This is a genomic window from Mesorhizobium sp. USDA 3734 (assembly GCF_056279665.1).
In genome coordinates this window covers 3,352,397-3,378,365 of sequence record NZ_JBWCCW010000001.1, presented here as the reverse complement: position 1 = coordinate 3,378,365, position 25,969 = coordinate 3,352,397, and the positions used below count along the sequence as shown (strand labels likewise).

The following is a 25,969-nucleotide window of genomic DNA, read 5'->3' as shown; positions in this document are numbered from 1 at the left end:
CGATCATGAGCGAGCCAAAATTTCTTGCCGTCGGCGTCGACACTGTCGACGCCGAACAGGGCGCGCCGGCGCCGGACCGGCTGATCTCGGGTGATCCGAAATTCCGCACCTGGAATGTCGAGGAGCGGGAGGGCGGCCTTTACGCCGGCATCTGGGAATCGACTCCCGGCAAGTGGCGCATCGTCTATGACGAGTGGGAGTTCTGCCACATCCTGTCCGGCGTTTCGGTGATCGCGGAGGACGGCGGGCAAGCGCGCACCGTCAAGGCGGGCGACAGCTTCGTGCTGAGGCCCGGCTTTAGGGGAAGCTGGGAAGTGCTTGAAACGACCCGCAAGGAATATGTAATCAGGTTGTAGGCATCGGGAACGGATCAGACGACGCGATCGATATCGCTGTCCGAAAATCCGTATCGGACCATCATCTGCCGGTGCCAGTCGCTGCCCAGCAATTCGCCGAGGCAGGAATCGATGCGCCGGAGCAAGGCGCTGTTGCCCTTGGCGATCGCGAAGGCGCCGGCCGATGGCAGTTTTTCAACCGAGGGAACCTCGACAAGTCCAAGCGGCATTTCGGGCCGCTGGGTCAGATAACCTCGATGCGCCATCGCGACGCTGGCATAGGCGTGCACCGTGCCATCGGCGACAGCCTGTGCCGCGTCCGCCTGCGTTGCAAACATCCTGACCTGCTCAGGCGCGATTCCGTTGTGCAACGCCGTAAGATGCTGAATCTGACCGGTTATGATGCCGATCAACGCTCTTCGGTCCTCGGCGATGGATTGGTAGCCGCGAAAGCCGCGCGGATTGTCTTTCGCGACCAGCAACCCGTCCTGCAACGCCCAGATCGGCCGCGTGAAGTCGACAAGCTGCCTGCGCTCTTCGGAGACGAACAGGCCGGTCGTCATGGTCCAGCGGCCCGCGACCAGCCCCGGCAGCAGTTCAGCGAATTCGGTTTCGATCGGGCTGAAGCCCGCCAATCCGAGCATGTCACCGAGGCGGCGCGCAAGCTCGACGTCACAGCCGGAAACCTCGCCCGATGCGCCGGTGAAGCAGAATGGCGGCTCTTCCAGGAAGGCGAATTTCAACTCGGTCATGTCAGGCAAAGTGTCGCCGTCCTATTTTGCCGGAAACTGGCTAAGGCAGGCATCCGACGCCTTGTCGTGGAAGGTCAGCACGTCGGCGTCCTGCGCCTCGATATCCGCGTCGGAGATCTCGTCGCGATAATACTGTGTCAGCAGATCGAGCCCTTCCTGTCCGATGCCCTGGGTAGGCACTTCGCGGGCAAGGCAGCCGCAAAGGCTGAGCGCACGGTCCGGTGAGCCGACCTTGTGGTTGGTGAGGATGAAGGCCTGTGCCGGACAGGCATCGAGGAAGCCGTCGAAATTCAGCCTCTGTTGCGGCTGGTCGCCATGATTGAAATAGGCCGGCGGCCATTGGCTCTTGCCGCTGGCGACATTGCAGCCGGTGCCGGCATCCTCGGCATTTTTCAGAAGCGCCTGCCAGGCAATCTCCTTCCCGCCCGCCGGATAGTCGAAAGTCTCGCCCAGCGACGCGGTGTACATGTCGAGATCGGCCTGCGTGAAGCTGGTCACCTGAAAGCGGTTGAACTGGCATTGGCATTCAGCGGCTACGCGTTCCGCCTCGCCCTCCTCGGCTTGCTCGTTGGATTTGCTTTTCTGGCAAGCCGCCAGGAAGGCCGCGCCGTCGAGCGACGAGGCCGGAAATGTGGAGGCGTCGACATAGCGCTTGCCGTCCCAGCCGATCGTCATCTGGTCGGACTGGATGTCGAGAAAACCGTTTCGTTTGAAGGCGCTGAGCCCGATCTTGTCCTGCGGCACCAGCCTTGCGCCCGGAATGTCGCCGAGAACCTCCTGATAGCTGTCGCCTTCCAGCACGAACAGGAAGTTGCCACAGCTGACGCCGTCGCAGCCCGGTGCATAGCGATAGGCGAAAATCTCCGGAAAACCGTCAAGGTTGAGATCGACCTCGATGGCAAACGATGTTAGCGGCAGGCCCTTCGACCCGGTCTGCCGCTCCAGCAGAACCGTCGCCATTTTCTGGGCGATGGCCATGCTGTTTTCCCATGGGATGTTTTCCGGCTGCTGCTGGGCGGCCGCCATGTCAGGGAATGCGCACGCCAGCACCAGGGCGAACACTATCGCCCGTATCGAAAACAGTCTCATATCGCAGCCCCAGGCCCGCGATCGTCAGAAGGCGACGGCGAGCGTTTCCAGCCCATGGAAGTGGTAAGTGTCGCGGAAGCTTGGGCTTTCGGCAAGATGCAGCTTTGGGTGGCGCTCGAACAGGGTTTTCAGCGACACCTGCAATTCGAGCCGGGCCAGCGGCGCACCGATGCAGAAATGGATGCCGGCGCCGAAGGATACATTCTTCTGGTCCGCACGGCCGGGCTGGAAGGCTTGCGGTTCGGCGAAGGCGCGTGGATCATGATTGGCCATGCCGAGCAGCAGCCCGATCGTCTGGCCCGGCCGCACGACGATGCCGGGCGCGACTTCGATCTCCTGATAAGCGTAGCGCGTGAACATATGCAGCGGCGCGTCGAAGCGCAGGCATTCCTCGACCGTTGCCGCGGCCGCTTCGGGTGAACCGAAGAAGCGGCTGACATCGCCGCCTTGCATAAGGATGGAGCGGACAGCGTTGCCGGTCTGATGCACCGTCGCTTCATGACCGGCATTGAGCAACAGGATCGCCGAGGACACCATCTCGTCCTCCGACAGTTTCTGGCCGTCCTCCTGCGCCGCGATCAGCAGCGACAGCAGGTCGTCGCCGGGGTTCTTGCGCCGCTCGGTGACATGGAAACGCAGGAAATCGGCAAATTCGCTCGCCGCGCGATTGGCGGTTTCCTCGGTTTCGCGGGTGCGGCCGTGGATGTACATGGCGACCATCTGGTGTGACCAGTCGAGCAGTTGAGGTCCCATCGCGACCGGCACGCCAAGCATTTCGGCAATGATGGTGATCGGCAGCGGCGCCGCGAAGGCCGGCAGCAGGTCGACGGCCCTGCCCGGTTCGAAACGGTCGATCAGTTCGTTGGCGAGCGCTTCGACACGCGGCCGCAGCCGTTCGACCTGGCGGGAGACGAAGGCGCGGTTGACCAGCGTTCTGAGCCGCGTGTGCACCGGCGGCTCCAGCTCCAGCATAGAATTGGCTTCGATGCCGTCGAAAGCGCTGAGATGGCTGCGATCCTGGCCGATGCCGCGGCTGTCCGGAATGCCGGCCGGGTTCTGGCGGCCGAAACGGCGGTCGCGCAGCAGCCGGTTGACGTCGTCGAAGCCGCCAAAGCACCAGAAGCCGAATTCCTCCCAGAAGAAGGCGTTCGATGCGCCGTGCAGAAAGGCATAGGCCTCATAAGGATTTTGAAAAAAGGCCGGCTCGTGCGGGTCCAGCTGCAGGCGGCGAGTGGCTGGATCAAAGGCCAGGGCGGGTGGCGTCAATTTGCTCATGCCAGACCAATAGCGCGGCTTGCCAGCCTGTTTCCAGACCGTATGTTGGGGGCCGCAACCCGATGCGTTGAGCCAGCCGACCGGCTGCGGAAAGTCTGACTTGATGAATGTGATCGTTGTCGGCGCGGGCATTGCTGGTCTTTCCACGGCGTGGTCGCTGGTCAAGACCGGCCACAGCGTTTCGATCGTCGAACAGGGGCCGATCCCCAATCCGCTGGCAGCGTCGGGCGACCACCATCGCATCATCCGCCGCGCCTATCGGGCCGGGACCGGCTATGGCCGGCTGATCACCGAAGCCTATCAGGCCTGGGACGAGATGTGGGCCGATCTTGGCGAAAGCCACCTCGATGCGCGCGGATTTGTCTGCATTTCGCGCGAGCCGGGCGACGAGGCCGAGGAATATCGCGAGGGCCTGGAAGCGGGCAATTTTCCGTTCGAATTGCTGGAACCGGATGCAGCCGTGGAGCGCTGGCCGTTTCTCGAAGCCGGTTCGTTCCGCTATGCCTATTTTTCGACTGAAGGTGGCGCACTGCATTGCCGCAAGATCGCGGCGGGGCTGGCAAAGTGGCTGCGCGCCAACGGCGCCAATGTCTACGAACACAGCAAGGTCACCGCGATCGACTCCGAGGCCGGCCATATCGTGCTCGAAAGCGGCGAGACCATGCAGGCCGACCGCATCGTCGTCACCGCCGGCGCCTGGGTGCTGAAACTGTTCCCGGAGCTGGACGGCGAGTTGAAGACCTATCGAACCGCACTGGCTTATGTCGAACCGCCGGCCGACCTCGAGGCCGCCTGGCAGGCTTCACCGGTCGTCCTCGATGTCGGCGGCGCGGTCGATGGCTATGTGATCCCGCCCTCGGGTGGCGCCGGCATGAAATTCGGTTCCGGGCTGCACAGGGTGCCGACCAGCGACGCCGACTGGAACCGTGACCCGGTGGCGGGCGAAGGCGAGGCGATCCGCAACCTGTTTTCGCCGCCGATCGCGCGGATCGAGGAGTACAAGGTGATCGAGGTCGTCACCTGCGCCTACACTTTCACCGCCGACGAGAAATTCATGGCGCACGTTAAGGGCAAGTGCCTGATCGTCTCGGCCTGCTCCGGCCATGGCTACAAGTTCGGCGCGGCGGTCGGCCGGCGCGTTGCCGCCGCCGTCGGCGACGGCGATATCGCCGGCCTGAAAGCATGGCTGCGGGCGGAAGAGGCCTGAGCGCTTTCCGGGCCTAATCCTGGCAGTGCCTCGGAATATGCACGCGCCGCCAGCCTGAAGACCCTTCACGGACCAGCACGCGGCGCGCGACGGTCTGATATGAGGCGGGTACATCGATGACGCGTCTCTGTTCCGGCTGCACCAGCACCTCTTGGGCGATCTTGTCATACTGTGCGGGAATGACGATACGGCGCGTCCGCTCCGGCTGGATCACCACGGTTTCGGCGACGCGTTCATAGCGCGCCTTGTGCCAGATCTTGCACAGCACCTTGCGGCCATGGATGACGCGCCATTCCCAGGAATAGCCGCCGCCATCGACCCGGACCGTACGGTAGACGGTGCGGGTGACGGCGGGCACGACCTCGTAGGTCACCTGTGCCGGAACGGTCATCACCACGCGTTCGCGGGTGCCGTAGATGGCGGGGGTATAATCGACCTGCTGGCCGGGCGGACTGACCAGCACGTCTTCATAGACCGTGTCGTAGACATCAGGCGTTCGGACGGGTTCATAGCATTCGACGGCGCGGCCGCCGGCCGCCGTCTGCGAAATCGTGCCGAGCATGGCCAGCCCGGCAATGGCGAAGCATGCGGTTTTCCCAGACATGACACTCCCCCTGTTGAACTCTACGCATAGGTTCAACGCTGAATTGTAGGGGAAGCCGCCTCGGAGAAAAGCGATTTCGGCGCATTTCGTTAAGCGATGCGGTTAAGAAATTGCTACGGTGGTGACGACGCCGCCGAACGATCACGGCACAGGTCGATGAATCCCGTGAAATGTAACCTTGATTCGACTTACCCAGATGGCTAGGAGGGGTCGGCCTTGCACAAGGATGAGCCGGCATCCTATTTACGGAACAACGATCCAGAACCGATTCTGCCCGATCTGCCAGCCTTCCCGGCGCCGGAATCCCACCGCGAGATAAGAGATAACTGATGAAGAACCCCGTCGAAACCTACATGAACCTCGTTCCGATGGTGGTCGAACAGACCAATCGCGGCGAGCGGGCCTACGACATTTTCTCGCGCCTCCTCAAGGAGCGCATCATTTTCATCACCGGTCCGGTCGAGGACGGCATGGCGACGCTGGTCTGCGCGCAGCTGCTGTTCCTCGAAGCCGAGAATCCGAAGAAGGAAATCAACCTCTACATCAATTCGCCGGGCGGCGTCGTCACCTCGGGCATGGCGATCTACGACACCATGCAGTTCATCAAGCCGGCGGTATCGACGCTCTGCATCGGCCAGGCGGCCTCGATGGGTTCGCTGCTCTTGACTGCGGGCCACAAGGACATGCGCTTTGCCACGCCGAACGCCCGCATCATGGTTCACCAGCCTTCCGGCGGCTTCCAGGGCCAGGCGTCCGATATCGAGCGCCATGCCCAGGACATCATCAAGCTGAAGCGTCGCCTCAACGAGGTCTACGTCAAGCACACCGGCAAGAGCTACGAAGAGATCGAGAAGACGCTCGACCGCGACCATTTCATGACCGCCGACGAAGCCAGGGATTTCGGCCTCATCGACAAGGTCATTTCGTCGCGCGAGCCGGCTGAAGGTGTCGTGGCATAAGGGCTTGTTGGCAGTTGGATGGCGGCATCACGCGCTTTTGGTGCGTCTTGCGGCATTTCGGCCACAATTGGCTGTTCCCTCGGGGGACAGGATTGCCTACGTTAAGGCTATGTTGAGTTTCGGCGGCTTAGCTTTATGCGGGGTTGTCGCGAATCATTGCCACGTTTTCTGATTTGTGTTTCGTACGGAATGCGTTGCGGGAGCCGGGACACACTGGCGGCGGCGGATTCCCGCGATAGATAGAGTATGCGCCCTTTCAGCCAGACCATCGGCGGGCGGCCATGAAAGGACATGAAAATGAGCAAGGTCGGCAACAACAGCGGCGATTCCAAGAACACGCTTTACTGCTCGTTTTGCGGCAAAAGCCAGCACGAAGTGCGCAAGCTGATCGCCGGTCCGACGGTCTTCATCTGCGACGAGTGCGTCGAGCTCTGCATGGACATCATCCGTGAGGAGAACAAGACCTCGATGGTGAAGTCGCGCGAGGGCGTGCCGACACCGCAGGAGATCCTCAAGGTTCTCGACGATTACGTCATCGGCCAGCCCTACGCCAAGCGCGTGCTGTCGGTGGCGGTCCACAACCACTACAAGCGCCTCGCGCATGCCGGCAAGAACAACGATGTCGAGCTGGCGAAGTCCAACATCCTGCTGATCGGCCCGACCGGTTGCGGCAAGACGCTGCTTGCGCAGACGCTGGCCCGCATCATCGACGTGCCCTTCACCATGGCTGATGCCACGACGCTGACCGAAGCCGGCTATGTCGGCGAGGACGTCGAAAACATCATCCTGAAGCTGTTGCAGTCGGCCGACTACAATGTCGAGCGGGCCCAGCGCGGCATCGTCTACATCGACGAAATCGACAAGATTTCGCGCAAGTCCGACAATCCCTCGATCACCCGCGACGTCTCGGGCGAGGGTGTGCAGCAGGCTTTGCTGAAGATCATGGAAGGCACGGTTGCCTCCGTGCCGCCGCAGGGCGGCAGGAAGCATCCGCAGCAGGAATTCCTGCAGGTCGACACCGCCAACATCCTGTTCATCTGTGGCGGCGCGTTCGCCGGGCTGGACAAGATCATCTCGGATCGCGGCCGCAAGACCTCGATCGGCTTCGGCGCCATCGTCGCTTCGCCGGAGGATCGCCGCACCGGTGACGTGTTCCGCCTGGTCGAGCCCGAGGATTTGTTGAAGTTCGGTCTTATCCCCGAGTTCGTCGGCCGTCTGCCGGTTCTGGCGACGCTGGAGGATCTCGACGAGCCGGCGCTGATCCAGATCCTGACCGAGCCGAAGAACGCTCTGGTCAAGCAGTACCAGCGGCTGTTCGAGATGGAGAATGTCGACCTGACCTTCCACGAGAACGCCCTTTCGGCCATCGCCAAGCGCGCCATCGAGCGCAAGACCGGCGCCCGTGGCCTGCGTTCGATCATGGAAGCGATCCTGCTCGACACGATGTTCGAACTTCCCGCGCTTGAAGGCGTGCGCGAAGTGGTGATTTCTGAGGAGGTGGTGACCGGCAGTGCCCGGCCGCTCTACATCTACTCCGAGCAGAAGGAAAAGAAGGGCAATGTCAGCGCCTGACATGAGCCCGCAGCGAAATTCTGAAACGGCGCCGCAAGGCGCCGTTTTGCTGTCGCCCGGGATTTTGCGGGCGGGTCCGGTCCTGGCGTCGCAAATGTGTCACTTCAGGGCAGGTTGGAGGTGCGGATTTGTGCTCGCCCCTTGATCTTTGTGGATCGTGCATCCAACTAATTGGAGAAGGCCGTGGTGCCCGATTTCTGTGCTGTAAAACTCCCGTCACAAACGGTGGTAGGCGGAACGATCCCCGGTCGTTAATATAGGATTCGCGGTTGGCTGATTGGCGGCCGCGACATGAAAGGTTGGACAATGGCCAAAGTATCCAAGGCACCCAGCGACGGCGTCTTCGCAGTCCTCCCACTGCGCGACATCGTGGTGTTTCCGCACATGATCGTTCCGCTCTTCGTCGGGCGTGAGAAGTCGATCAAGGCGCTGGAAGAGGTGATGGGTCAGGAAAAGCAGATCCTGCTTGCCACCCAGATGAATGCCGCCGACGACGATCCCGAGCCCGATGCCATCTTTGACATCGGCACGCTCGCCAACGTGCTGCAATTGCTGAAGCTGCCCGACGGCACCGTCAAGGTTCTGGTCGAGGGCGCCTCGCGTGCGAAAATCGTCGCGTTCACCGACCGTCCCGACTTCCACGAGGCTCGCGCCGCGGCGCTGGTCGAGCCGGAGGAGGAAGAGGTCGAGGTCGAGGCGCTGGCCCGTTCGGTCGTTACCGACTTCGAGAACTACGTCAAGCTGAACAAGAAGATCTCGCCCGAAGTGGTGGGTGCAGCCAGCCAGATCGACGACTACTCCAAGCTCGCCGACACGGTTGCCTCGCATCTCGCCATCAAGATCCCTGAAAAGCAGGAAATGCTGGCCACGCTCTCTGTCAAGGAGCGGCTGGAAAAGGCGATGGGCTTCATGGAAGCCGAAATCTCCGTCCTGCAGGTGGAGAAGCGCATCCGCTCGCGCGTCAAGCGCCAGATGGAGAAGACGCAGCGCGAATACTACCTCAACGAGCAGATGAAGGCGATCCAGAAGGAGCTCGGCGAGGGCGAGGACGGCCGCGACGAAGCCGCCGAGATCGAGGCGCGCATCAAGAAGACCAAGCTCTCCAAGGAGGCCCGCGAAAAGGCGGAAGCCGAATTGAAGAAGCTCAGGACGATGTCGCCGATGTCGGCTGAATCGACCGTCGTGCGCAACTATCTCGACTGGATCCTGTCGATCCCGTGGGGCAAGAACTCCAAGGTCAAGCAGGACCTGGCTTTCGCGCAGAACGTGCTCGACACCGATCATTTCGGCCTCGACAAGGTCAAGGAGCGCATCGTCGAGTATCTCGCCGTGCAAAGCCGCCAGAAGAAGCTGAAGGGGCCGATCCTGTGCCTCGTCGGCCCTCCCGGCGTCGGCAAGACCTCGCTCGGCAAGTCGATCGCCAAGGCGACCGGTCGCGAATTCATCCGCATGGCGCTTGGCGGCGTGCGCGATGAGGCCGAGATCCGTGGCCACCGGCGCACCTATATCGGCTCGATGCCCGGCAAGGTCATCCAGTCGATGAAGAAGGCTAAGAAGTCCAACCCGCTCTTCCTGCTCGACGAGATCGACAAGATGGGCCAGGACTTCCGTGGTGATCCGTCGTCGGCGCTGCTCGAGGTGCTCGATCCCGAACAGAACTCGACGTTCATGGACCATTACCTCGAGGTCGAATACGACCTGTCGAGCGTGATGTTCGTGACGACGGCGAACACGCTGAACATCCCGGCGCCCCTGATGGACCGCATGGAGATCATCCGTATCGCCGGCTACACCGAGGACGAGAAGATCGAGATCGCCAAGCGGCACCTGATGCCGAAGGTGATCCGCGATCACGCGCTGCAGCCGAAGGAGTTTTCCGTCGGTGAGGACGCGATCCGCGCCATCGTCCAGACCTACACCCGTGAAGCGGGCGTCAGGAGCCTGGAGCGCGAGCTGATGAAGCTCGGGCGCAAGGCGGTGACCGAGATCCTGAAGACGAAGACGAAGACGGTAAGCATCACGGCGGCGAACCTCGCCGATTACCTCGGTGTTCAGCGTTACCGCTTCGGCCAGGTCGAGGCTGACGATCAGGTCGGTGTCGTTACCGGGCTTGCCTGGACGGAAGTCGGCGGTGAGTTGCTGACGGTCGAAGGCGTCATGATGCCCGGCAAGGGCCGCATGACGGTGACCGGCAATCTGCGCGACGTGATGAAGGAATCGATTTCGGCGGCGGCCTCCTATGTCCGCTCGCGCGCCGTCGATTTCGGCATCGAGCCGCCGCTGTTCGACAAGCGCGACATCCACGTGCACTTGCCGGAAGGCGCCACGCCGAAGGACGGCCCGTCCGCAGGTGCTGCCATGGCGACAGCCATTGTGTCGGTGCTGACGGGTATTCCGGTCCGGGCGGATGTGGCGATGACTGGCGAGATAACGCTTCGCGGCCGCATCTTGCCGATCGGCGGGCTCAAGGAGAAGCTGCTCGCCGCACTGCGCGGTGGCATCAAGAAGGTGCTGATCCCGGAAGACAACGCCAAGGACCTGGCGGAGATTCCGGACAACGTGAAGAACGGCATGGAGATCATTCCGGTCTCACGGGTCGGTGAGGTGTTGCGCCACGCGCTGGTGCGTATGCCGGAGCCGATCGAATGGGTCGAACCGGTCAATCCGCCGGCCGCGACAGACAGTGCCGACGACGCTGGAAAGCCTCTGGCGCATTAAAGCGCTGCGGGTCCACTTGGACGCGCAAAGGACGCTCTAACGCTTTGGACTTGCGCATGGTCCTTTCCGAAAACCGGCCACGGTTTTCGGGGCCGTGCGTCGGTTTTCGCCAAGGTTGCAGTGCACAAACAGAGAGCCGGGCCTAGCGCCCGGCTTTTTCATGTGAAAAACCCAGCATTTCCGGGCTTTTTCCGCTTTTTTCCTGCCTTTTCGACTTGGTTGCGGGAACGCTTCTTTCTAAAGTCCGTTTCCTGCCGGATGAGTCGATAGTTCCGGTGTTCTCATGGAAGGGAATTTTTATGAACAAGAACGAACTGGTGTCCGCTGTCGCCGACGCCGCGAGCATTTCGAAGGGTGACGCGCAGTCGGCGGTCGATGCGGTATTTTCCGTGATCACCGGCGAACTGAAGAAGGGCGGCGATGTCCGGCTTGTCGGCTTTGGCAATTTCACCGTGTCAAAGCGTGCGGCGTCGACCGGCCGCAATCCTCAGACTGGCGCCGAAGTGAAGATTCCGGCACGCACCGTGCCGAAGTTCTCGGCCGGCAAAGGCCTCAAGGACGCAGTTAACTAAGCGACTTTTTCTTTTCAGAGACCAGAAAAGCCGGGCTTGCCCGGCTTTTCATTTTCGTGGCCTATACAGGGACACGCGACCGGAAAAGCCGGGCTTGCCCGGCTTTTCATTTTTGTGCCCGACGCCGACGCGATGGCGGCTGGCTTATGCGGTCGGCGCTTCAGGGTGCATAAGGCCTTCCTTCTTGAGATCGGCCCAAAGTGCTGCCGGCAGTCTCGCATCGAGTAGCGAGCGGTTGCTCTCGACTTCGCTCGGCCGCTGGCCGCCGGGGATCACCGAGACGACCGACGGATGCAGCAATGGGAATTGCAGGGCGGCCTCGATCAGTCGCACGCCATGGCGCTTGCAGACGCTCTCGATGCCGGCGACCCGGTCGAGGATGTCCTTTGGTGCTTCGGAGTAGTTGTAGTAGGCGCCTGGCTTCGGCCCTGTAGCGAGGATGCCGGAGTTGTAGGGCCCGCCGAGAACGATACCGATGCCGCGTGCCTGGCAGAGCGGCAGGAAGGATGTCAGCGCCTCCTGTTCCAGCAGCGTATAGCGCCCGGCGAGCAGGAACAGGTCGAAGTCGCCGCGCTCAGCCAGCGTCTGCGCAACCTGCCATTCGTTTATGCCGCCACCGAACGCCTTGATGACGCCCTGGTCGCGGAGCGAGAGCAAGCCATAATAGCCCGAGCGCATGAACTCCTCGATGCGCCGGTCGGACGCTTCCTTGCTGCCATGGGTGAAGATGTCGACGTCATGCACGAAGAGGATGTCGATACGGTCGACGCCGAGGCGCTCCAGCGAGGCTTCGAACGAGCGCATGACGCCGTCATAGCTGTAGTCGTACACCTCGCGGCGCGACGGCGTGTCGAAGAACTTGCCGATGCCGGTGCGCTCTTCCGGCGGGCAGGCGCGCATGATGCGACCGACCTTGCTCGACAGCACGTAGTCGTCGCGCTTCTTGCCGCGCAGGAACGGGTTGAGCCGCGTTTCCGACAGGCCGAGCCCGTAGAGCGGCGCGGTATCGTAGTAACGGCAGCCGGTCGCCCAGGCGGCCTCAAGCGTGGCATTGGCGTCCTCGTCCGAAACGGCACGATAGAGGTTGCCGAGCGGCGCCGTGCCGAAGCCGAGTTCGGTGAAACTGATGCCGCCATTGCCGATGCGGTCGAAATGCCGTGTCTTCATATCCTGCCGTTTGCCTCGCTTAATTTGTCTGACATGACACTATCATGCCTGTGATCAGGCAAAAGCGTAGCTGCGCGTTGGACTCGCATTTTCGCGGTTGCTAGCATGAGCAAAATCAAGCTGTTCGTGGCGGCAAGGGCGGCAAATCCCAGGATGATTTCAATGGCAGGTTCGCGGTGAGCGACAAGAGCAAAAACCTGTTCGAGACCGCGCTTGACGAACTCGGCGGCGTGCTGGCGCGCATCGACGAGAGCCGGATCGACGCCGCCTGCAAGATACTGGCCGGCGCCAGTCGGATCGTCGTCTACGGCTGTGGGCGCGAGGCCTTGCAGGTCAAGGGTTTTGCCATGCGGCTCTACCATTTGGGCCTGCCGGTTTCCGTGGTCGGCGACATGACCACGCCGCCCCTGGGGCCGGGCGATGTCTTCCTGGCCAGCTCCGGGCCAGGAGAAACCTCGACCGTGCTGACCCTCATGCAGGTCGCGCACGATGCCGGTGCAACCAACCTGCTGCTGACCGCCCAGGCCGAAAGCAATGCCGCACAGCGCGCCGATTTCACGCTGCTCATCCCCGCGCAGACCATGGCCAACGATCAGGGGGCGCAGAAGACATCGGTGCTGCCGATGGGCTCGGTGTTCGAAGGCGCACTGTTCCTGCTGTTCGAGGTAATGGTGCTGAAGCTCAAGGATTTGATCGGCGCGTCGCCGGAAGCGATGCGCGCCCGCCACACCAACATGGAATAGATCATGCGCTACGAACTGATGCTGCCACACCAGATCCGCAAGGCGATCGCCGAGAACTGGCCGGTCGCACTGCCGCTCGGCGTGCTGGAATACCATGGCGAGCACATGGCCGTCGGCATGGACACGCTGGCCGTCATCAAGACGCTGGAGCTGTTCGAGAAGGAAGCCGACATCGTCATCCTGCCGCCGTTTTACTACGGCGCGGCAAGCTACGCCGTAGCGCCACCGGAAGGCAGCGGCTCGGTGCAGGTCGGCGGCAACGCGCTGGCGTCCTTCGGCGAAGAGCTGTTCTACAGCCTGCTGCGCATCGGCTTTCGCAACATCCACGCCATCATCCACCACCAGACCGAGAACTTTGCCGCCGGCATGCCGACCGATCTGGCCTTCAAGACCGCGGGTCGCCAGGCGATCTTCCGCTTTCTTGAGAAGGAACGCGGCGAGGGCTGGTGGGGCTCACAGGCGATGGCCGACTACTATTCGGGACACGCCGCGGGGGAAAATTTCTTCAATTGGGTGCAGGTGCATCCGCTGATGCCGGCTGAGATGAACGGCAAATACCCGTTCGATCATGCCGGCATTGGCGAGACCTCGCTGATGCTGGCGCTATGCCCGGAGGCTGTCGATGCCAATCACTTTGCTGACAATACCGGCTGGTATACGGCGAGCGCCAAGGATGCTTCGGCGGAGCTTGGGCAGAAGGGCGTCGTTATGATCATGGATCACCTGCGCGCCATTTTGTAAGCCTGACGACCGACAAGTCTCATCGTAGATTGCATCGTTACGCGGGCTTCACATTTCAGGCGCACGGTCGTGTCGGAGGGGTGCGCATGGATGAGATCGGCAGCGACGGCCTGTTGCGGCACGACATTCCCATGCATATCGCCAAGCGCCTGTTCTTCGGACTTGCCGGCCTCTTCTGCATTGTCATGCCGACGTGGGAGCTTTATCGCGGCGTTTGGCCGTTGAGCATTTTCAGTCCATTCTTCCTGTTCATCATCCTGGGCGCTTATGCGGTCGGCATCCCGCTCGTCTATGCCGCCGTGTTCAGCCCGGCAGTGCGCTGGATCGTCAGGCGCGGCCGCATCGACATTGTGTTGCGCAATCCGGTCTTTCTGCGCCGGCACCGTCTGCGGCCGGATGACGTCGCCGATTTCAGCCTGCGCACGATCGAGTGGGACAGTGGCGGTCCGACCTATACGGTCGTCCTGACGACACTGAAGGGGGAGCGGTTTGAGACACGGGACTTCGGCACGACAAAGACCGCCGAGATGTTTCGCGACCGGATAAAATCCGTTCTCCTGGGGTCGTGATCCCTTTGAGCAGTTCACCGTTTCACGGAAACGGCAAACCGCTCTAACTCTTTGTTTTGACGCAATTCCCAAGGGAAAGCGCTATGCGCTTTTCCCGGGAAAACCGTTTCAGACTTTTCCTGGAATTGCTCTAGGCGCGTTTTCTCTGCCGCTCCGCCCGATACTCGGCGATCGATTTGTCCGGATCGCTCTTGGTCACCACCGCCCATATGAAGATGCTGGCACCGGCCGTAGCCAGGATAGCGTAGAGCACCACGCCGAGGGCCAGGCTGCCGTAGAAGCCCAGCAGGGCCATGAGGAGGGCGCCTCCCAGCATCGCCGTGACGAAGCCCGCGATGACGGCGCGGCCCTCCCAGCGCAACGGCATGGCGCCTTTGCGGTAGCGGTCATGACCCCTGTAGTTGTGGCGGATGTTGCGGGCGAACCAGTACTGGCCGGCCATGGCTACTTCACCGCTCCCGCGGTCATGCCCATGATCAGATAGCGCTCAAGCGCAATGCCGATGACGGCGAGAGGCGCGATGGCCGCGGTCGCGAGTGATGCCATCGACCACCAGTTGATGCCTTGCGAGCCGGTTTGACTCGCCACCATGACGGGGATGGTCTTGGCGTCGGTCGAGGTCAAAAGGGCGGCGAAGAAATATTCGTTCCAACACAGCACCATCGCCAGGATGAAGGCGGCGACCATGCCCGGCAGCGCGATCGGCATGACGATGCGGAAGAAGGCGCCCCAGATCGACAACCCGTCGACAAGGGCTGCTTCCTCGAGCTCGACCGGGATCGAGTTGAACTGGTCGCGCATGATCCAGATGACGATCGGCAGCACCATCAGCGTGTAGAGCAGGATCAGCCCGACGCGCGTGTCGAGCAGGCCCACTTCGCGGTAGAGCACCAGGAAGGGCAGCGCCAGCACAACCGGCGGCAGGATCAGCTGCGACAGGAAGAAGAACGAGATGTCCTCGTTCTTGAACCAGGCGAAATGGTAGCGATAGCGGGTGAGCCCGTAGGCGGCGAGGCTGCCGATGACGATGGCGAGGCTCGATGCGCCGACCGAGGTGATCACCGAGTTCATGAAGCGCTTGAGGAACTCCTCGCGCACCGTCGAGGTCTGGAAGATCGAGTCCGGCGACAGGCCGAGCGAGCGCCAGCCCTTCCAGTCCGGCTGGAAGTCGACGAAGGGAATGAGATGGCCCTGCGTGACATCGACCGCGGTCTTGAACGAGGTTGTCACCGTCCAGTAGATCGGGAACAGGCAGATGAACGCCCAGAAGGCCAGCGCCCCATAGATGAAGACACGGCTGGCGAGGAAGCTCGCCGGCGAGCGGATTTCCGAGGCGACATATTCAGTGGTCTGAACGCTCATCTTGGCTCAATTCACCCCATCTTGCTTCAATTGACCCATCCCGCTTCAATTCACATTGCGCACGAAGCGGTTGGCAAATTTCAGCAGCCAGGTGACGAACACGACGATGATCACCAGATAGGCCATCGCCAGCATGGTTCCGTAGCCGACGTTCGAGCGGTCGCGATATTCGCGGTAGATGAAGCTCGACACCGAATCGGTGGCGCCGCCCGGACCGCCCGAGGTCACCGTGATGATGATGTCGGCAAGCTTCAGCTTGAAGATGATGCGCAGGATCACCGCCGTCACCGATACCGGCAGCATCAGCGGGAAGGTGACCTGCCAGAAGGTCTGCCACGCATTGGCGCCGTCGACGCGTGCGGCTTCGAGCACCTCGCGCGACATCGCCTGCAGCCCGGCCAGCAGCATGATCATCATGAACGGGATGAACGTCCAGGCATCCAGAACCATGATCGCGATGCGCGCGGTGATCGGGTCGCTGAAGAAGGCCGGATTTTCCCAACCGAGATGGCGCGCCAGCGTTGCGGCCGGTCCGAACCTGTATTCCATCAGCGATTTGCCGATCATCCACGACACCGCGACCGGCGACAGCATCAGCGGCATCAGGAAGACGACGCGGAAGAATTTTCGCGCCCGGATCTGGGCGTTGAGCAGCAGCGCCAGGCCAAAGGCGATCACATATTCGACCGCTACCGCCAGCACATAGAGCACCATGTTGAACAGCGCATTGCGGTAGTAGGGATCGCCCAGCATCTGCCAGAAATTGGCGAGCCCGTTGAACTTGCGGCCGCTCAAGGAGCTTAGGTTCCAGTCGGTGAGCGCGATGTAGAAGCCGAACAGCGTCGGAAAGATCACCATGGCGATGGTGAACAACAGCGCCGGCAGCAGGAACAGGGCACGCTGGCCGTCCTCGCCGCGCGTCAGCACCTGGCCGATGCCGAGCGCCACGCCCCACAAAACATAGGCATAGACGACAGGGCGCCAGGTTTCGGCTTCAGCCTTGTAGAAAATCTCGAACGCAATCACCGCCAGCAGGCCAAGCGTCGCCGCGGCCATCAATGCAAAGCCAAGCCGCTTACGGGCCGGTGAAATCGGGTCGTAAGGGGCGGCGTCTGCCGGCCACTGGTTTGCGGTCGAAGTCTGGTCAGCCACAAATCTCGCCCGTTCAAGAGGCTCCCGCGAGGAAGCAGGTCATTTGTGGTCCGGCAGGCCTTCGCTGCCGGACCACGGGTTCACACAGCCTACATGCCGAGCGAGGCCTTGTAGAGCTTGACCTGGTTGTCGCGGCCAAGCTGGTCGGTCAGCTTCTCCCAGGCCGCCGCAATGGCGTCGGCGCCTTCCTGCGCCTTCATCTTGCCGGCGAAGGTGTTGGCCAAAATGTCCTCGGCGGCGCTGTAGTACTGGAAGATGCCGGGGATGCGCGGCTCGATCGCCGCGTTCGGATGGTTGTAGCTGTCGGATTCCGACTTGAGATACGAGGTGATGAACGCCTCGTCATAGCCCGCCGCCACCCATTCCGGAATGTTGAAATGGCTGTTGCGGTAGGGCTGGAAGCCCGACGGATACGCCGCGCACCAGAGCGACAGGTCCTTGCCGCCGAGATGGGCTGCGGCGGACCAGGCCGCCTTCTTCTTCTTCTCGTCGGCATCGACGCGGGCCATCACATAGACGCCCCAGCCGAGATAGGCGCAGTTCGGCGCATAGTTCGGCCCACTGGCAAGCTTGTCCCACTTGCCGGTCTTGGAATTGTAGACATCGTCCGAGCCCGGCAGGATCGAGAAGCCGGTGACGTCGCCGATGACCGAAGTGTCGTTCGTCTTGACGTTCGAGCCGACGTCACCCCACCAAGGGATCATCGAACCGATACCGGCGAGGAACTGCTGGAAAGCAGTGGTGTTCGGATCGGCATTGATCTGGTCGGCGGGTTCCGAGGGCAGCGCGTCGATCACGTCCTGGATGGCGCGCACCCAGGCCGGATTGTTGATGCGCGGCTTCATTGTGTCGGCGTCGAACAGCCACGCCTTGTCGTCGGGATGCTTGGCGTATGCGGTGGCACGGCTGCCGAGGAAGTAGAAGCCGAACCCGCCCCAGGGCTTTGGCGCATCGAGATAGCCGTAAACGTCCTGGCCCTTGAATTTCTTGCCTTTGAGGAACTTGGTTACGGCCTGCACCTGCTGCCAGGTCTTCGGCACGCCCCACTCACCGTCACCGCCGCCATCTTTCCACGCCTTGGCAAGGTCGGCATCGGCGAACACATCCGTACGGTAATTGAAGTTGTGCGCGTCGCCATCGACGGTCACGCGATACTGCTTGCCATCCCAGGTGCCGACAGGCGGCTTCAGATAGTTGACCAGATCGTCCATGTCGATTTGCTTCTTGACCCAGTCCGGCATCTCGGAGGCCAACCCCTTGCCGCAGACGTCGCCTTCGAACGGCGCACCCATCTCGATGACGTCGAAGTCGACGGTGCCGGTGGCGATCGATTGCTGCAGGCGGGCGCCGTAATCAGCCTGCGCCAGGTCGATCCAGTTGAACTTGGCCCCGGTATAGTCTTCCCACGACTTCAGGAAACCACGGTACAGCACATTGTGCAGGTTCTGGTTGTTGAGACCCATGAAGGTGAGTTCGACGCCGGCGAACTCACCTTGCTTGACGCTGGCCTTGGTGGCGCCAAGGCACATCTCGCCGACCTTCTGGAAATCGGCGTCGGTTGGCTGACCCTTGCCAACACCCGGGACCTGCAGGATCTGCGCGCGCAGATCATCGGCGGCCCATGCCGGACGCGTCAACGCGCCGAGACCGGCGCTGGATGCTGCCGAGAGCGCGGCCATGCTGGCCGCACCCTTCAAGAGGTCGCGCCTTGTGGCACCGGCACGGACCAGTTGTTCGTAAAGACCTGTTCTCATCGACTATTCCTCCCAGAACATCAGCGTGAATGGATATGACCAACCTTGTCGGACGCTGGAGCGCCAACGATTCTCCCGGCTCGGAAACGAACTGCGCAGGACCCCACCTGCTCGATTGAAGTTCCGATTTTGCGGATCGGGTAACCGGCATTCGGACCAGCGTCCGCCACTATTCTCACAACCAAACGCCGTGTCAACGAGAACAGGTTTTTATCTATAAGAGACTGACTTGCCCTGATCGGTCGCGTTGGTTAGCTTCTTCGCCTACGGCCAGTGGAGCCGGAAGGGGAGTATATGGCTCAAGTCGCAATCAGCAAGGTGGCCAAGGCGTTCGGAACGGTCAAGGTTCTGCACGAAGTCAGCGTCGACATTGCCGATGGACAGTTCGTGGTGCTGGTTGGCCCTTCGGGTTGCGGCAAGTCCACGCTGCTCAGGATGGTGGCCGGGCTGGAGACCGTCTCCGCTGGCACGATTGCCATCGGCGACCGTGTCGTCAATCATCTGCCGCCGGCCAAGCGCGACATCGCCATGGTGTTCCAGAACTATGCGCTCTATCCGCACAAGACGGTCGAACAGAACCATGGCCTTCGCGCTCAAGCTGCGGAAAACCGATCCGGCCGTGGTCGCCGAGCGGGTCAAGCGCGCCGCCGACATCCTCGATCTCAATCCCTATCTGAAGCGCTATCCCCGGCAGCTTTCGGGCGGCCAGCGCCAGCGCGTGGCCATGGGCCGCGCCATTGTGCGCAATCCGCAGGTGTTCCTGTTCGACGAGCCGCTCTCCAATCTCGACGCCAAGCTGCGCGTGCAGATGCGCACCGAAATCAAGGAACTGCACCAGCGGCTGAAGACCACCACCATCTACGTCACCCACGACCAGATCGAGGCCATGACCATGGCCGACAAGATCGTCGTCATGCGCGATGGCCGAATCGAGCAGGTCGGCGCGCCGCTCGAACTGTTCGACCGGCCGGCCAATCTGTTTGTCGCCGGCTTCATCGGTTCGCCTTCGATGAACCTGCTCAAGGGCGTCATGCGCAAGGGCGACAAGCCCGGTGTCGAGATCGCAGGCACGCTGTTCCCGATTGCACCAGGCAATGCCGCGCAGGACGGCCAGGCTGTCGTCTATGGCGTGCGCCCGGAACATCTCGAGATCCACCCCGATGGCGTGCCGGCGAAGATTTCGGTGGTCGAGCCGACCGGCTCGGAAACGCTGGTGTTCCTGCGCTTCGGCGACGGCGAGATGGTGGCGCTGTTTCGCGAGCGCCACGACTTCAAGCCGGGCGACACGCTGACCCTGAAGCCGCGGCTCGACCAGATCCATCTTTTCGACGCCGAGACCGGCAAGCGTCTCTGATCTCAACCGGACTTCAAGAGGACCATCATGCTCAAAGGCATCAACCCGCTGCTCAATGCCGACGTGCTGCAGGCATTGCGGGCAATGGGCCATGGCGATGATCTGATCATCGCCGACACCAATTTTCCGTCCGATTCGGTGGCGCGCCAGACCGCGCTCGGCCGCCTGCTGCGCATCGATGCATCGGCCGCTCAGGTGGCAAAGGCGGTGCTGTCGCTCTACCCGCTGGACACGTTCGTCGACGACTCCGCCGCGCGCATGGAGATTGTCGGCAAGCCCGACGAGATCCCTCCCGTTCAGAGGGAAGTGCAAAAGGAAGTCGACGCGGCCGAGGGCAAGTCCTGGCCGATGGTGGCGGTCGAGCGCTACGCCTTCTACGAGCGCGCCAAAAAAGCCTATTGCGTCATCCAGACCGGCGAACGCCGCTTCTATGGCTGCTTCGCCTTCCGCAAGGGCGTCGTGCCGCCGGATGCGGAGTAGCGGCATGGCCTCCTCGGGCAAGCCTGTCGTCATCCTGGGTGTGTTCGTCGCCGACACCGCCTACAGGGCGCAGCGGCAGCCGCGCATGGGCGAAACCATCCTCGGTACATCCTTCACGCTGGGGCCGGGCGGCAAGGGCTCGAACCAGGCGGTCGCCGCCGGCAAGCTCGGCGCCAACGTCACCTTCCTCACCCGCCTCGGCGTAGACCCCTTCGCCGACATGGCCAGGCAGACCTGGGCGCAGGCGGGCGTCAAGAATGCCGTCATCGACACACCGGAAAGCTACACCGGTGCGGCCTACATTTTCGTCGAGGAGACCACCGGCAACAACGCCATCATCGTCAGCCCAGGTGCTGCCATGCTGATCTCGCCTGCCGATATCGAAGCCAATGCCGCGCTGATCAGCAGTGCCGGCGTCTTCGTCACGCAGCTTGAGCAGCCGATCGATGCAGCGACGCGGGCGCTGGAGATCGCGCGTGGGGCAGGGGTGACGACGATCCTCAATCCGGCCCCGGCGGCAAAGCTTCCCGACCGCATCTACACGCTGTGCGACTATCTCACGCCCAATGAGACCGAGACGGAGGAACTGACCGGGATGAAGGTCTCCTCGGTCGACGACGCGCGGCGCGCTGCGGACAGTCTGCTCGAAAAGGGCGTCGGCACGGTCATCGTCACGCTGGGCGACAAAGGCGCGCTTTTGCACTCGAAGCAGCGCTCCGACCATGTTCCCGCCATCAGTGCGGGACCGGTGGTCGAGACCACCGGGGCGGGGGATGCCTTCAATGGCGGGCTGGCCGCCGCCCTGTCGCGGGGCGTGGAGCCGCTGCAAGCCGTGCGCTTTGCTTGTGCCGTCGCCGGCATTTCCGTGACGCGACCAGGGACCGCGCCGTCGATGCCGACGCTGCAGGAGGTCGAGGCGCTGCTGGCGGGAAGGTGATCTTGCGGGGCCAGACACAGGCACAGGCTGGAAGAACCTGAGCTTCCTCAGGTCTCTTGCAAGACAATACTTTTGACAACCAATGTCGACATTTCTCTGAAGCCAAGGGCTTGTATCCCTTGAGAGAAATGGCGCGAGTGACGGGGCTCGAACCCGCGACCTCCGGCGTGACAGGCCGGCACTCTAACCAACTGAGCTACACCCGCGCATGGCGAACACGTGTCAGCCGTGTTCGTCGTTGGGGCGCTGGATAAGGGGTTCGCCACCGGGTGTCAAGCGTGACAGGACAGCATAACAGCAAACAGGAGAAGGTTTTTTGACAGCCGGCGTTTTGTTGGCAAAACCGGCATCCAACCAGGGCGTCCTGCACTCATTTGGCCTTGCGAAGCCGACCCTGACCGCTTAAAGGTCCGGCCCGGAGCGGGCGATTAGCTCAGTTGGTAGAGCGCTTCGTTTACACCGAAGATGTCGGCGGTTCGAGCCCGTCATCGCCCACCACTTTTTCTCAATGTAATCAACGGCGTCCGCTGGCCTTCTGAGGCTGGCGCGCCGCTTTGCGCCCAGCTATGCGCCCAGAAACGACCGATTTCGGGCGCTTAATAGGCATCTGCGGCGGCCTGCTGGAAGTCCGGATGGTGGTGACCGTAGGTCGATTCCATTTGTTTTACCGTCATGCCGAGAGAGCCGGCGGCATCCCAGATCGGCACGCGGCGCTGCATCAACCAGGTGGCGCGGGTGTGGCGCAGGATGTGCGGCGTGACCTCGTCGCCGAGCTTGGCTTCGACGCGCGCGGCATCGAAGGATTTGCGCATCAGGCCGATCGGCTCGCCGCCCTTGGCGTGGATGACCGGACCCTTGCCGCCATCCTTCAGCCTCCACCTTCTGAGATGGGCCATCAGGCGGCGTGGCAGCCGCATTGGCGGCCGGCGCTTCGTGGTCTCGCGCACGCGCTCGCCGCGGCGGTAGAGCACGCCGGCGTCAAGGTCGGGCCAGCCGCCGGCCGGGCCACGGTTCCAGTTGAGGTCGAGGATCGCGGCGTGGCGGGTGCCGGTGTAGAGGCCAATGAGAATGAAGCGCGGCAGGCACTCATAGGTTTTCGGCCTGGCGCGCCGCAGCCGCAAGGCGCCGCGCAGCAGCTCGGCGGCTTCCTGCCTGGTCAGCCAGCGTTCGCGCGCCACCGGTTTGTCGGGTAGGTCGAAGTACGGGCGGAAGTTGAGCCGCTTTTCCTTGCAGAACATGTAGACGGCGGCGCGCAGATCCTCGAGCTCTCGCCGTGCTGCCGCTTGGCGGGCTCGGGTCTCGGCGTAGTCGCGGCAGGTTTCGCCGTCAACTGCGCTTAGCGGCTTGTCGCCCCAGAAGGTCGTGAGGAAAGCAATACGGCCCTCAAGCGGGCCGGTGTCCTCGTCGCGCGCCTGCTTGGCCGCGAGATAGTATTCTAGCGCTGCTGCGCACGAGATGTGATCGGGACCACGTTCGACGGCGACGGGCTTTTGCTTTTTTTGCCCGATGTATTCCGCGAGCTTTTCCGCCGCGATTTCAGTTTCGCCAACAAGGCATCCCGTTCGCTTGTAAACGGCCCCGTCCCGGATGACGAGCCGCTGGACGCCGTCCCGGTCGAGCCGGGGGACGAGGCGGGGAGGGCTTTTCCGACGCGGCATTTGAGGCGCATTTCCCTGATGGCAGACGGGGTCACGAAATCCTTGTTGGCAATCTGTTCGATTGTCAAATTGCCCTTGCGCGCCTCTGCCCGCAGCGCCTTCGGCGTCAGCCGACCACCGAAGAAGCGGTCGCAGGCCTCCTGGAGGCGAATCGGCGTGTCGTCTTCGGTCACGGCCTCGCCTCGCCCCTCGTATCTCTTATCAGCTTTCCGGGCGCCATGATGTCGACGGCTTCCCTGGCCTGGCTAACCATCAACTCCTTGAGCAGATGGGTCGGCGTGTCCTCCTTCAGGCAGGAGATCAGGGCGGCAGCGGTCGCAATGTTGGCGACGCGCGCCATCAGGAGGAAAATGTCGCGCTCGTCGATGCCTTGGCTTTGCAGCCTGTTGCCGGTCTCAACGGCCGCCACGCAGAAGACGCGCATCAGTTCGGCGCAGGCGCGCTCGCGGGGATTTGTCGCCTCGGCGATCTTGTTGGCAGAATGGTCGGCCCATTCAAAAAAGTCTTTGGCGCCGCCATTGTAGAGGTAGCGCTCAAGATCTGGCGCGATGACAAGCCGTTTGCTTTTCATAGCGCCAGCACCTCGCGCATCTCGGGCATGGCGTTGTGCTCGACGCCGTCGAGCAGCCGGCCGGCAGCTTTCTTGCCGCGCATCAGCATCGCGTGCGGTTCGACGCCGGCGGTGTCGAGGAAACAGTGGACATTGCCGTCCTGCGCCACCAGGAAGGCCGGTGGATTGCCTCGACGGCCTTTCGACGTGTCATAGGTGTCGAGATCGGCAGGCGGCGCCCATGCGCCCCATTGCTTGAAGAAGAACGGCACACCTGCCGCCTGGCACTGGTCGCGTATCGCGCGCGGCCAGACTGGATGCATCGGCCGGGCATCAGGGCCGCTCTCGCCGCCGACGATGATCCAGTCAAGGCCCTGGTACATCGGCCCTGGCGCCGGCATCACCGTCAGCCCATACCAATCGAGAAACGCTTCTTCCCACTCACGCTCGGTGTCGCGCCAGTTTGAAACCTCATCCTCCCAATCGTCCGGCTTTACAGCATCCATTTCGCTGTCGCCGTCGACCGTAATGCAGTTGAAATTGATCGGCCCCAGCAGCGGCTCTGCGGAGACGAAGCGCACTGCTGCCGGCGTCGCCAGAAGATCAGGCACGCGCTCGTCGGCTTCCTGCTGGCGCTCGGCGGAGACGCCAAGCCAGACATTCGGCAGTGGCCACTGGTCGAGATACACGCGTGGTTCCGGCGGCGCGTGCTGCTCGTGGTCCGGCGCGGCGATCAGCACCACGCCCGGCTCAAGCTCAGTCGTTAGGTCGCAAACGAGCGTATAGATGCGGCGGATTGCGAGGGGGTTGGACAGGTACTCTCGCATGCGCCTCGCGCGCTTGGTCAGCACCTGGAAGGTGTGCTGCGGGCAGAGCGCCATGACGGCGAACACTATGTCGATCCACGAATCGGGCACGTCTTCGTGAAACAGGTCGCCCATGGAGTTGACGAAGATGCGGCGCGGGGCGCGCCAGGTCAGCGGCTCCAGCACGATGTGATTTGGCGCCATGGCCAGCTTGCCGGTCCAGACGGTGTTGCCGTTCACCTTGCGCGTGGTGCCTTTGTAGTGCGGGGCGCCAGTCTGACCCTTGGCCTGCAGCGATGCCGTCATCGCCTCGATGCGCGCGGCCATGCCCATGGCGTAGCAGTGCGTGCAGCCTGGCGAGACGATGGAGCAGCCGACGACGGGATTCCACGTCGCGTCCGTCCATTCGATGGCGGATTTGTCAGCCATTGGATTTCACCCCAGCGCCGGTGATCAGTTCGAGGCGATCGATGCGTTCGATTTCTGCGGCTATCAGCGCGCCGGCCTTGATGAGGTTTCGGCGGCGGCGTGGCGCAGGATCTGGCTTCCACCACTCCTTGGCCCACGGCCAGATGTTCTCACCGAACCAAACCCGATAGCCGCTCACGGTTAGATGGACAGCGTACGCGGCGGCAGCCCTAGCAAGTTCACCTTGCTTGTGCTCGTCGTCATGCTCTGGCGTCCAGCCTTCGGCGTCGATCTGCCGTCGCCGCTCGGCCCCGATATCGGCAATCGCTCTTCCTGCCGTCTGGAACGCCGCGACTTCGCGCGCAAACTCTTTCAGTTCGTCCGGCGTGATCAAGAGGTGTCCGGGATAGTCGTCAGGCGAGGTTCTATCGTCCCACTCAGCGATGCTTTGCACGAGGTCGTCTACGTCGCTTTCCCATCTAGCATTGGTCATGGCCGGAAACTCCACCACACCAACCCCGCGCCAATGACGGCGACACCGATCATCATGGCGTTGAGAAGCCGTCGCGCCGCCGGCGATTCTTCCGGCGCGCGATCGATGCAGTCGTCGCCGCACAGGCAGTCGGGCCAGCGTTGGCAGACCATCTGCACCTTGCCGCCGGGCGGCACGGTCATGCGCTCCAGACTGCGCGGCACCTGGTTGAGACGCGCGCTCATGCCGGCAGCATCCAGCCGCAGACGAACACAAAGGCGAAGACCAGCGATGCCGTCAGGGCGATGTCGGTGCGCAGGTCCCGCGAAATGAAATGGCATGCGCGGTCGAGCGCATTGTCGTTGCCGTCCAGCGTCTGCAGGATCTGCGACGGCTTCTGGCCGGCGATGAGCTGGCGGGAAATCCAGGCTTCCACCTCGGGCGACTGGCCAGCCACCGCGATCAGCCTCTCAGCGACGTTCTTCATTGCCGTCAGCTCTGCTGGCGGACGGCGCGCGACTTAGCGAGGTCGCAGGCGTCCGGCGCGTACTGGTCGATCTCGGCGCGGGTGAAGTCGGTGTGCTCGGCCAGAACGTCCTTGGTGACGGCGGTGCCGTTCATGCCGAGTTCGAGCACGCGATCGGCCATGCGCTCGACAAGCGACCGTTCGAACTTTGGCGGCGTTGAAAGCGCGCCAACGGGCGGATGCTGAAAAGTGATCATGTCTGCCTCC

The 25,969-nt window shown here is 62.5% G+C and carries 28 protein-coding genes, 2 tRNA genes and 1 pseudogene; 14 read left to right on the top strand and 17 right to left on the bottom strand.

The genetic code is table 11. From position 1 onward, the window contains the following. Positions 1-5: 5 nt before the first annotated feature. Positions 6-356, top strand: a complete 351-nt coding sequence (locus ACZ89F_RS16540) for a cupin domain-containing protein (protein WP_476093001.1) — start codon at positions 6-8, stop codon at positions 354-356. Between the two features lie 14 nt (positions 357-370). Here the strand turns inward: ACZ89F_RS16540 and ACZ89F_RS16535 are convergent, their stop codons facing one another. The 3 genes from ACZ89F_RS16535 to ACZ89F_RS16525 are packed head-to-tail and all read right to left on the bottom strand — an operon-like array spanning position 371 to position 3,451. Further along, the gene (locus ACZ89F_RS16535) at positions 371-1,087 is read right to left on the bottom strand and encodes a transporter substrate-binding domain-containing protein (RefSeq protein ID WP_476093000.1); all 717 of its coding nucleotides are present in this window, start codon (positions 1,085-1,087) and stop codon (positions 371-373) included. 21 nt (positions 1,088-1,108) lie between these two features. Further along, a complete protein-coding gene (locus ACZ89F_RS16530) occupies positions 1,109-2,176 on the bottom strand; it encodes a hypothetical protein (RefSeq protein ID WP_476092999.1) in 1,068 nt (355 codons plus the stop codon). Positions 2,177-2,200: 24 nt separating this feature from the next. Beyond that, entirely contained in the window at positions 2,201-3,451 is a 1,251-nt protein-coding gene (locus tag ACZ89F_RS16525; RefSeq protein ID WP_476097295.1) for a cytochrome P450, read from the bottom strand. Positions 3,452-3,554: 103 nt separating this feature from the next. On the opposite strand from ACZ89F_RS16525, the gene ACZ89F_RS16520 reads away from it, so the two are divergent. Beyond that, positions 3,555-4,658: an NAD(P)/FAD-dependent oxidoreductase gene (locus ACZ89F_RS16520; RefSeq protein WP_476092998.1), complete on the top strand. Its 1,104-nt coding sequence runs from the start codon at positions 3,555-3,557 to the stop codon at positions 4,656-4,658. 13 nt (positions 4,659-4,671) lie between these two features. On the opposite strand, the gene ACZ89F_RS16515 is transcribed toward ACZ89F_RS16520, so the two are convergent. Continuing rightward, a complete protein-coding gene (locus ACZ89F_RS16515) occupies positions 4,672-5,262 on the bottom strand; it encodes a hypothetical protein (protein ID WP_476092997.1) in 591 nt (196 codons plus the stop codon). 329 nt (positions 5,263-5,591) lie between these two features. On the opposite strand from ACZ89F_RS16515, the gene clpP reads away from it, so the two are divergent. The 4 genes from clpP (at position 5,592) to ACZ89F_RS16495 (ending at position 11,083) form a co-directional block, all read left to right on the top strand. Continuing rightward, on the top strand, positions 5,592-6,221 hold the full coding sequence (gene clpP / locus ACZ89F_RS16510) for an ATP-dependent Clp endopeptidase proteolytic subunit ClpP (protein ID WP_476092996.1): 630 nt from the start codon (positions 5,592-5,594) through the stop codon (positions 6,219-6,221). 297 nt (positions 6,222-6,518) lie between these two features. After that, positions 6,519-7,793: an ATP-dependent Clp protease ATP-binding subunit ClpX gene (clpX, locus tag ACZ89F_RS16505; RefSeq protein WP_023759839.1), complete on the top strand. Its 1,275-nt coding sequence runs from the start codon at positions 6,519-6,521 to the stop codon at positions 7,791-7,793. A 306-nt stretch (positions 7,794-8,099) separates the two neighbouring features. Further along, positions 8,100-10,511 carry an endopeptidase La gene (lon, locus tag ACZ89F_RS16500; RefSeq protein ID WP_476092995.1) on the top strand — a complete coding sequence of 804 codons (2,412 nt, stop codon included), beginning with the start codon at positions 8,100-8,102 and terminating at the stop codon, positions 10,509-10,511. 299 nt (positions 10,512-10,810) lie between these two features. After that, positions 10,811-11,083 carry an HU family DNA-binding protein gene (locus tag ACZ89F_RS16495; protein ID WP_006201846.1) on the top strand — a complete coding sequence of 91 codons (273 nt, stop codon included), beginning with the start codon at positions 10,811-10,813 and terminating at the stop codon, positions 11,081-11,083. Positions 11,084-11,227: 144 nt separating this feature from the next. On the opposite strand, the gene ACZ89F_RS16490 is transcribed toward ACZ89F_RS16495, so the two are convergent. Then, on the bottom strand, positions 11,228-12,250 hold the full coding sequence (locus ACZ89F_RS16490; protein WP_476092994.1) for an aldo/keto reductase: 1,023 nt from the start codon (positions 12,248-12,250) through the stop codon (positions 11,228-11,230). Between the two features lie 176 nt (positions 12,251-12,426). Between ACZ89F_RS16490 and ACZ89F_RS16485 the strand changes: the two genes are divergently transcribed. The 3 genes from ACZ89F_RS16485 (at position 12,427) to ACZ89F_RS16475 (ending at position 14,303) form a co-directional block, all read left to right on the top strand. Next, on the top strand, positions 12,427-12,993 hold the full coding sequence (locus tag ACZ89F_RS16485; RefSeq protein ID WP_476092993.1) for an SIS domain-containing protein: 567 nt from the start codon (positions 12,427-12,429) through the stop codon (positions 12,991-12,993). 3 nt (positions 12,994-12,996) lie between these two features. Continuing rightward, the gene (locus tag ACZ89F_RS16480; protein ID WP_476092992.1) at positions 12,997-13,734 is read left to right on the top strand and encodes a creatininase family protein; all 738 of its coding nucleotides are present in this window, start codon (positions 12,997-12,999) and stop codon (positions 13,732-13,734) included. An 86-nt stretch (positions 13,735-13,820) separates the two neighbouring features. After that, a complete protein-coding gene (locus ACZ89F_RS16475; RefSeq protein ID WP_476092991.1) occupies positions 13,821-14,303 on the top strand; it encodes a hypothetical protein in 483 nt (160 codons plus the stop codon). A gap of 130 nt (positions 14,304-14,433) precedes the next feature. On the opposite strand, the gene ACZ89F_RS16470 is transcribed toward ACZ89F_RS16475, so the two are convergent. The 4 genes from ACZ89F_RS16470 to ACZ89F_RS16455 form a co-directional block, all read right to left on the bottom strand. Beyond that, positions 14,434-14,745 (bottom strand): hypothetical protein, encoded by a 312-nt coding sequence (locus tag ACZ89F_RS16470; RefSeq protein ID WP_476092990.1) that lies wholly within the window; start codon positions 14,743-14,745, stop codon positions 14,434-14,436. A 2-nt stretch (positions 14,746-14,747) separates the two neighbouring features. Next, complete coding sequence (locus ACZ89F_RS16465; protein ID WP_476092989.1) at positions 14,748-15,665, bottom strand: carbohydrate ABC transporter permease; 918 nt, start codon at positions 15,663-15,665, stop codon at positions 14,748-14,750. A 45-nt stretch (positions 15,666-15,710) separates the two neighbouring features. Continuing rightward, positions 15,711-16,817 carry a carbohydrate ABC transporter permease gene (locus ACZ89F_RS16460; protein ID WP_476092988.1) on the bottom strand — a complete coding sequence of 369 codons (1,107 nt, stop codon included), beginning with the start codon at positions 16,815-16,817 and terminating at the stop codon, positions 15,711-15,713. 89 nt (positions 16,818-16,906) lie between these two features. Beyond that, complete coding sequence (locus tag ACZ89F_RS16455; protein WP_476092987.1) at positions 16,907-18,571, bottom strand: sugar ABC transporter substrate-binding protein; 1,665 nt, start codon at positions 18,569-18,571, stop codon at positions 16,907-16,909. A 294-nt stretch (positions 18,572-18,865) separates the two neighbouring features. Between ACZ89F_RS16455 and ACZ89F_RS16450 the strand changes: the two are divergent. The 4 genes and pseudogenes from ACZ89F_RS16450 to rbsK all read left to right on the top strand — a co-directional run. After that, positions 18,866-19,156, top strand: a pseudogene (locus tag ACZ89F_RS16450) (ATP-binding cassette domain-containing protein); the annotation flags it as partial. Continuing rightward, positions 19,116-19,925, top strand: coding sequence for an ABC transporter ATP-binding protein (locus ACZ89F_RS16445; protein ID WP_476092986.1), 810 nt, complete (start codon positions 19,116-19,118; stop codon positions 19,923-19,925). The pseudogene ACZ89F_RS16450 and the gene ACZ89F_RS16445, both read left to right, overlap by 41 nt. Before the next feature lie 27 nt (positions 19,926-19,952). Beyond that, complete coding sequence (locus tag ACZ89F_RS16440; RefSeq protein ID WP_476092985.1) at positions 19,953-20,405, top strand: RbsD/FucU family protein; 453 nt, start codon at positions 19,953-19,955, stop codon at positions 20,403-20,405. Between the two features lie 4 nt (positions 20,406-20,409). Further along, a complete protein-coding gene (rbsK, locus tag ACZ89F_RS16435) occupies positions 20,410-21,342 on the top strand; it encodes a ribokinase (protein WP_476092984.1) in 933 nt (310 codons plus the stop codon). A gap of 129 nt (positions 21,343-21,471) precedes the next feature. Here rbsK and ACZ89F_RS16430 read toward each other — a convergent pair. Next, a tRNA-Asp gene (locus tag ACZ89F_RS16430) sits at positions 21,472-21,548 on the bottom strand. Between the two features lie 216 nt (positions 21,549-21,764). On the opposite strand from ACZ89F_RS16430, the gene ACZ89F_RS16425 reads away from it, so the two are divergent. Beyond that, a tRNA-Val gene (locus tag ACZ89F_RS16425) sits at positions 21,765-21,840 on the top strand. 98 nt (positions 21,841-21,938) lie between these two features. Here the strand turns inward: ACZ89F_RS16425 and ACZ89F_RS16420 are convergent. The 7 genes from ACZ89F_RS16420 to ACZ89F_RS16390 all read right to left on the bottom strand — a co-directional run bounded on the left by ACZ89F_RS16420 (position 21,939) and on the right by ACZ89F_RS16390 (position 25,959). Next, a complete protein-coding gene (locus ACZ89F_RS16420; protein WP_476092983.1) occupies positions 21,939-23,000 on the bottom strand; it encodes a site-specific integrase in 1,062 nt (353 codons plus the stop codon). A gap of 169 nt (positions 23,001-23,169) precedes the next feature. Beyond that, positions 23,170-23,571, bottom strand: a complete 402-nt coding sequence (locus ACZ89F_RS16415; RefSeq protein WP_476092982.1) for a hypothetical protein — start codon at positions 23,569-23,571, stop codon at positions 23,170-23,172. Continuing rightward, entirely contained in the window at positions 23,568-24,785 is a 1,218-nt protein-coding gene (locus ACZ89F_RS16410) for a DUF5131 family protein (protein ID WP_476092981.1), read from the bottom strand. The genes ACZ89F_RS16415 and ACZ89F_RS16410 overlap by 4 nt, the downstream gene beginning before the upstream one ends. Beyond that, positions 24,778-25,158 (bottom strand): hypothetical protein, encoded by a 381-nt coding sequence (locus tag ACZ89F_RS16405; RefSeq protein ID WP_476092980.1) that lies wholly within the window; start codon positions 25,156-25,158, stop codon positions 24,778-24,780. Before ACZ89F_RS16405 ends, ACZ89F_RS16410 begins: the two co-directional genes overlap by 8 nt. A gap of 95 nt (positions 25,159-25,253) precedes the next feature. Further along, positions 25,254-25,481 (bottom strand): hypothetical protein, encoded by a 228-nt coding sequence (locus tag ACZ89F_RS16400; RefSeq protein ID WP_476092979.1) that lies wholly within the window; start codon positions 25,479-25,481, stop codon positions 25,254-25,256. Then, the gene (locus ACZ89F_RS16395) at positions 25,478-25,723 is read right to left on the bottom strand and encodes a hypothetical protein (protein ID WP_476092978.1); all 246 of its coding nucleotides are present in this window, start codon (positions 25,721-25,723) and stop codon (positions 25,478-25,480) included. The genes ACZ89F_RS16400 and ACZ89F_RS16395 overlap by 4 nt, the downstream gene beginning before the upstream one ends. Positions 25,724-25,728: 5 nt before the next feature. Beyond that, a complete protein-coding gene (locus ACZ89F_RS16390; protein WP_476092977.1) occupies positions 25,729-25,959 on the bottom strand; it encodes a hypothetical protein in 231 nt (76 codons plus the stop codon). Positions 25,960-25,969: the final 10 nt, after the last annotated feature.